Genomic DNA, 6513 nt, shown 5'->3' on the forward strand with positions numbered 1-6513 from the left:
ACGAGGACGAAGTCGCCGACCAACTCCAAGACGCCACCGACGACGAGATGTTCGCCTTCATCGACAACGAACTCTGAACCCCCACACCACACCCGCACCACACCGCACGACCCCGTACCACCCCGTCCTGAACCGGCCTGGTCCACCGCCCGGCCACCGCTCCTGCTGGACCAGTGCTCCGGCCCGAGAAGGGTGACGTTTTCCGATGTCAAACGAAGAGAAGCTCCGCGGTTATCTGAAGCGGGTCACCGCCGACCTGCACCAGACCAGGCAGCAGCTGCGCGAGATCGAGGGCCGGGAGCACGAGCCGATCGCGATCGTCGGGATGAGCTGCCGCTACCCCGGCGGCGTCGGTTCGCCCGAGGACCTGTGGCGGCTGGTCGCCGAGGGCGGTGACGCGATCGCGGAGTTCCCGACCGACCGGGGCTGGGCGGAGGACCTCTACCACCCGGACCCGGACCACCCGGGGACGACCACCGTGGGGGAGGGCGGCTTCCTCTACGACGCGGCCGACTTCGACGCCGGCTTCTTCTCGATCTCCCCGCGGGAAGCCTTCGCCACCGACCCGCAGCAGCGGCTCTTCCTGGAGTCCTGCTGGGAGGTGTTCGAGCGGGCGGGCATCGACCCGACGTCCGTGCGCGGCAGCCGGACCGGAGTCTTCACCGGTGTGATGTACCACGACTACTTCCGGGCGGAGGCGCTCGGCAGCGTCACCTCCGGCCGGGTCGCGTACGCGCTGGACCTGGAGGGACCGGCGGTCTCCATCGACACCGCCTGCTCGTCCTCGCTGGTCGCCCTGCACCTGGCGGTGCACGCGCTGCGGCGCGGCGAGTGCACCATGGCGCTGGCGGGCGGTGTGACCGTGATGGCCACGCCGAGCACGCTGGTGGAGTTCGCCAAGCAGCGCGGCCTGGCGGCCGACGGCCGTTGCAAGTCCTTCGCGGGGGCGGCGGACGGCACCGGCTGGGCCGAGGGCGTCGGCGTGCTGCTGGTCGAGCGGCTCTCCGACGCGCAGCGCAACGGCCACAAGGTGCTGGCGGTGGTACGGGGTTCGGCGATCAACCAGGACGGCGCCTCCAACGGGATCTCCGCGCCGAACGGGCCGTCCCAGATCCAGGTGATCCGCCGCGCACTGGCCGATGCCGGCCTGTCCGCGTCGCAGGTGGACGCGGTGGAGGCGCACGGCACCGGGACCAGGCTGGGTGACCCGATCGAGGCGCAGTCGCTGCTGGCCACCTACGGCCAGGACCGGCCCGAGGGCAAGCCGCTCTGGCTCGGCTCGCTGAAGTCCAACATCGGCCACACCCAGGCGGCGGCCGGCGTCGGCGGCGTCATCAAGATGGTGATGGCGATGCACAACGGAGTGCTGCCGCGCACCCTGCACGTGGACGAGCCCTCGCCGCACGTCGACTGGTCGGTCGGCGAGGTGGAGCTGCTCACCGAGGCGCGGCCGTGGGAGCGCGCGGAGGCGCCGCGCCGGGCGGCGGTCTCGGCGTTCGGGTTCAGCGGCACCAACGCGCACCTGATCCTGGAGGAGGCGCCGGAGCCGTCGGCGGAGGAGGCCGCGGAGGCCGCGGAGCAGGACCCGCCGATCGCGTCGGAGCTGCCGCTGACGCCGTGGCTGGTGTCGGCGCGCGACGCCCAGGCGCTGACCGCGCAGGCCGACCGGCTCGCCGAGTGGGCCGAGCGGCAGCCGGAGCTGCGGGACGCGGACGCCGGCTGGTCGCTGGCGACCGGGCGGGCGGTGCTCGACCAGCGCGCCGTGGTCGTCGGCGCGGACCGCGGCGAGCTGGTGGCCGGACTGCGTGCGCTGGCCGCCGGGGAGCCCGACCGGACGGTGGTCACCGGCGCCGGCGCGGGCGGCCGGCTGGCGCTGCTGTTCGCCGGTCAGGGCAGCCAGCGGGTCGGGATGGGCCGCGAACTGGCCCATGCCTTTCCGGAGTTCGCCGAGGCGCTGCGGGACGTCTGCAAGGTGCTGGACCCGCTGCTGGACCAGCCGGTCCTGGACGCGATGTTCAACGGTCCGGAGGCCCTGCTGGCCGAGACCGGCGTGACCCAGCCGGCGCTGTTCGCCTTCGAGGTCGCGCTGCACCGGCTGCTGGAGTCGCTGGGCCTGCGCGGGGACGTGCTGGTCGGGCACTCCGTCGGCGAGATCGCCGCCGCTCACGTGGCCGGCGTCTTCGACCTCCAGGACGCCTGCACGCTGGTCGCCGCGCGTTCCCGGCTGATGCAGCGACTGCCTGCCGGTGGGGCGATGCTGGCGATCGCCGCGCCCGAGGCCGACGTTCTGCCGCTGTTGGCCGGACACGAGGCGGAGGTCGGCATCGCCGCCGTCAACGGCCCCGAGGCCGTGGTGATCTCCGGCGCCGAGGCGGCGATCGCCGCGATCGAGGCGAAGGCCACCGTGCGGACCAGGCGCCTGCGGGTCTCGCACGCCTTCCACTCGCCGCTGGTCGAGCCGATGCTCGCCGAGTTCCGCGCGGCGATCAGCGGCATCGTCTTCCACGAGCCGACCCTGCCGGTGGTCTCCAACGTCACCGGCCGGCTCGCCGAGAGCGGTCAACTCACCACCCCCGACTACTGGGTGGAGCACGTCCGGCAGCCGGTGCGGTTCGCGGACGGCGTCGCCGCCGCCCGCGCCGCCGGGGCCACCGTCTTCTGCGAGATCGGCCCCGACGCGACCCTGACCGGGCTGGCCCAGCAGACCCTCGACGGCGGTGAGACCTTCGTCGCCGTCCTCGGCAAGGCCCGTCCGGAGGAGCGCACCTTCGTCGAGGCGCTGGCCCGGCTGCACACCAAGGGCGTCGCCGTCGACTGGGACGCCTACTTCGCGCCCGCCGACCCGCGCGCCGTCGACCTGCCCACCTACGCCTTCCAGCGGCAGCGCTACTGGTTCATGCCGAGTGCTCCCGGCTTCGCGCCGCCCGCGCCCGCCGCCGGGGGAGAGCCCGACGCCGAGTTCTGGGCCGCCGTCGAGCGCGAGGACGCCGCCGGGCTGGCCGACACGCTCGGCATCGCCGACGGCTCCCCGCTCGCCGAACTGCTGCCCAAGCTCGCCTCCTGGCGGCGCCGGCGTCAGGACCAGGACGTGCTGGACTCCTGGCGGTACCGGATCACCTGGACGCCGGTCACCCCCGCCGGGGGCCCGCGCCCGGCGCTGGCCGGCCCCTGGTGGGTGGCCGTCCCGGCCGCCCGGGTCGGTGACGCGGACGTGGCCGCCCTCGTGGCCACCCTCGAACAGCACGGTGCCCGGCCGCGCGTGCTGGCCGTCGACGACGACGCCGACCGCGCCGGGCTGGCCGCCGCCCTGCGCTCCGGGGAGCCCGACGCGGGTGAGGCCCGGGCCGGCCTGCTGGCCTTCGCCCTGGGCCTGGCCCCGGCGCTCGCGTTGATCCAGGCCGCCGCCGACACCGCCCCCGACAGCCCGCTCTGGTTCGCCACCGAGGGCGCCGAGAGCATCGGCCGGATCGACCCCGTCCGCAACCCCGGCCAAGGCGCCGTCCAGGGCCTCGCCCGGGTCCTCGGGCTGGAGCACCGCGGCCTCTGGGGCGGCCTGGTCGACCTGCCCGAGCAGCTCGACCAGCGGGCGCTGGGCCGCCTGGCCGCCGTCCTGGCAGGTCTCGGCGACGAGGACCAGCTGGCGATCCGCAGCTCCGGCGTCTTCGCCCGCCGCCTGACCCGGGCGCCCCGCCGCGCGGCCGCCCCTGCCCGCCACTGGCGCCCGCGCGGCACCGTGCTGGTCACCGGCGGCACCGGCGGGCTCGGCGCCCAGACCGCCCGCAAGCTGGCCCGGGAGGGCGCCGAGCACCTGCTGCTCACCAGCCGGCGCGGCGCCGACGCCCCCGGCGCCGCCGAACTGGTCGCCGAACTGGAGGACCTGGGCGCCGCGGTGACCGTCGCGGCCTGCGACGTCGCGGACCGCGACGCGCTGGCCGCGCTGCTGGCCGCCACCGCCGCCGAGGGCCGCACCGTCACCGCCGTCTTCCATACCGCGGGCGTCCCGCACCTGCGGTCGCTGCTCGACCTGGACGCGGCGGAGCTCGCCGAGGCCACCCGGGCCAAGATCGCCGGCGCCGCGCACCTGGACGAGCTGCTCACCGAGCCGCTCGACGCCTTCGTGGTGTTCTCCTCGGGCGCCGGCGTCTGGGGCGGCAGCCACAACGGCGCCTACGCGGCCGGCAACGCCTACCTGGACGCGCTCGCCGCGCACCGCCGGGGCCGCGGCCTGGCCGGTACCTCGCTCGCCTGGGGCTTCTGGTCGGCCGCCGGCGGCGGCATGACCGCCCTGCTCGACGAGGACCACGCGCGCCGCGCCGGCGTCCGGTTCATGGACCCGGACCTGGCGGTCGAGGCACTCTGGCAGGCGCTCGCCGACGACGAGGGCAACCTGGTCGTCGCCGACGTCGACTGGGAGCGGTTCGTCCCGCTGTTCACCGCCACCCGGCGCCGCCCGCTGCTGGACGGCGTCGCCGAGGCCCGGGAGCCCGAGGCCCCGGCCGGACCCGCCGCCGAGGAGGCCGTCGGCGGACTGCGCGGCCGGCTGCTCGCGCTCGCCCCCGAGGACCGGCTCGCCCCGCTGGTCGAGCAGGTCCGCGAGCAGGTCGCCATCGTGCTCGGCCACTCCGGCGCGGGCGCCGTCGACGCCGAGCGCGCCTTCCGCGACCTCGGCTTCGACTCGGTGACAGCCGTCGAGCTGCGCGCCCGGCTGACCGCCGTGTTCGGCCTCTCGCTGCCCGCCACCATCGTCTTCGACTACCCCAACGTCACCCTGCTCGCCGAGCTCGTGCTGAGCAGGATGCTCGGCACCCAGGCCACGGCCGCGCCGGTGCGGGCCGCCGCCGCGGTCGACGAGGACGACCCGGTCGTCATCGTCGGCATGAGCTGCCGCACCCCGGGCGGCGTCCGCAACCCCGACGAGCTGTGGCAGCTGGTCGCCGAGGGCCGGGACGCGATCACCCCGCTTCCGGACAACCGCGGCTGGGACGTCGACGCCTTCGCCGATCCGGACGCGCCGGTCGCCGCCTACGTCACCGAGGGCGGGTTCCTGCACGACGCGGGCGACTTCGACCCCGAGTTCTTCGGCATCTCGCCGCGCGAGGCGCTCGCCATGGACCCGCAGCAGCGGCTGCTGCTGGAGGCCTCCTGGGAGGCGATCGAGGACGGCCGGGTCGCTCCCGGTTCGCTGCGCGGCACCCGCACCGGCGTCTTCGTCGGTGCCGCCTACGAGGCTTACGGGCGCAACTCCGACCAGCTGCCGGTCGAGTCGATCGGCCACCTGGTCACCGGCACACTGAGCAGCGTCGTCTCCGGCCGGGTCGCCTACGTGCTCGGTCTGGAGGGCCCGGCGGTCACCGTCGACACCGCCTGCTCCTCGTCGCTGGTCGCCCTGCACCTGGCGGCCCAGGCCCTGCGCAACGGGGACTGCGACCTGGCCCTGGCCGGCGGTGTCACCGTGATGTCCAGCCCCGCCGGGTTCGTCGGCTTCAGCCTCCAGGGCGCGCTGGCCCGCGACGGCCGCTGCAAGTCCTTCGCCGGCGCGGCCGACGGCTTCGCCCTGGCCGAGGGCGTCGGCGTGCTGCTCGTCGAGCGGCTCTCCGACGCCCGCCGCAACGGCCACCGCGTGCTCGCCGTGGTCAAGGGCAGCGCGATCAACCAGGACGGCGCCTCGAACGGGCTCTCCGCGCCCAACGGCCCGTCCCAGCAGCGGGTCATCCGCCAGGCGCTCGCCAACGCCGGCCTCACCGCGGCCGACGTGGACGCGGTGGAGGCGCACGGCACCGGCACCTCGCTCGGCGACCCGATCGAGGCGCAGGCGCTGCTCGCCACCTACGGCGAGGAGCGCGCCGGGGACCAGCCGCTCTGGCTCGGTTCCATCAAGTCCAACATCGGCCACAGCCAGTCCGCCGCCGGTGTCGCCGGGGTGATCAAGATGGTGCAGGCGCTGCGCCACGGCGTGCTGCCGAAGAGCCTGCACATCGACGAGCCCTCGCCGCACGTCGACTGGTCGGCGGGTGCCGTGCGCCTGCTCACCGAGGCCGTGCCGTGGGAGCGCGACGGCCGTGAACGCCGCGCCGCCGTCTCCTCGTTCGGCATCAGCGGTACCAATGCGCACGTCATCCTGGAGGAGGCGCCGGCCGAGGAGGCCGCCGGGCCGGTCGAGCCGGTCGAGTCGGGCGCCGAACTGCCCGCCGTGGCCTGGCCGTTCTCCGCCCGTACCGCCGAGGCGCTGCGCGGCCAGGCCGGTCGGCTCGGCGCGCTGCCGGGCGGCGCGGGCTCGGCCGCGGACGTCGCCCACTCCCTCGCCGTGTCGCGCACCGCCTTCGAGCACCGGGCCGTCGTGGTCGGCGCCGACGCGCACGAACTGCGCGCCGCCGCCGGGCAGGTGGCCGACGCCGCCGTCGTCACCGGTCTGGTGACCGGTGTGGTGGGTTCGGTGGGGAAGACGGTGTTCGTGTTTCCGGGGCAGGGTTCGCAGTGGGTGGGGATGGGGGTGGAGTTGCTGGGGTCGTCGGT

The 6513-nt window shown here is 75.5% G+C and carries 1 protein-coding gene; it reads left to right on the forward strand.

The genetic code is table 11. The features are described 5' to 3' along the window. Positions 1-205: 205 nt before the first annotated feature. A partial coding sequence (locus AB0J08_RS40770; RefSeq protein WP_360644992.1) for a type I polyketide synthase occupies positions 206-6513 on the forward strand: 6308 nt, incomplete at its 3' end.

Source organism: Kitasatospora sp. NPDC050463, assembly GCF_040655255.1.
Taxonomy (GTDB): domain Bacteria; phylum Actinomycetota; class Actinomycetes; order Streptomycetales; family Streptomycetaceae; genus Kitasatospora.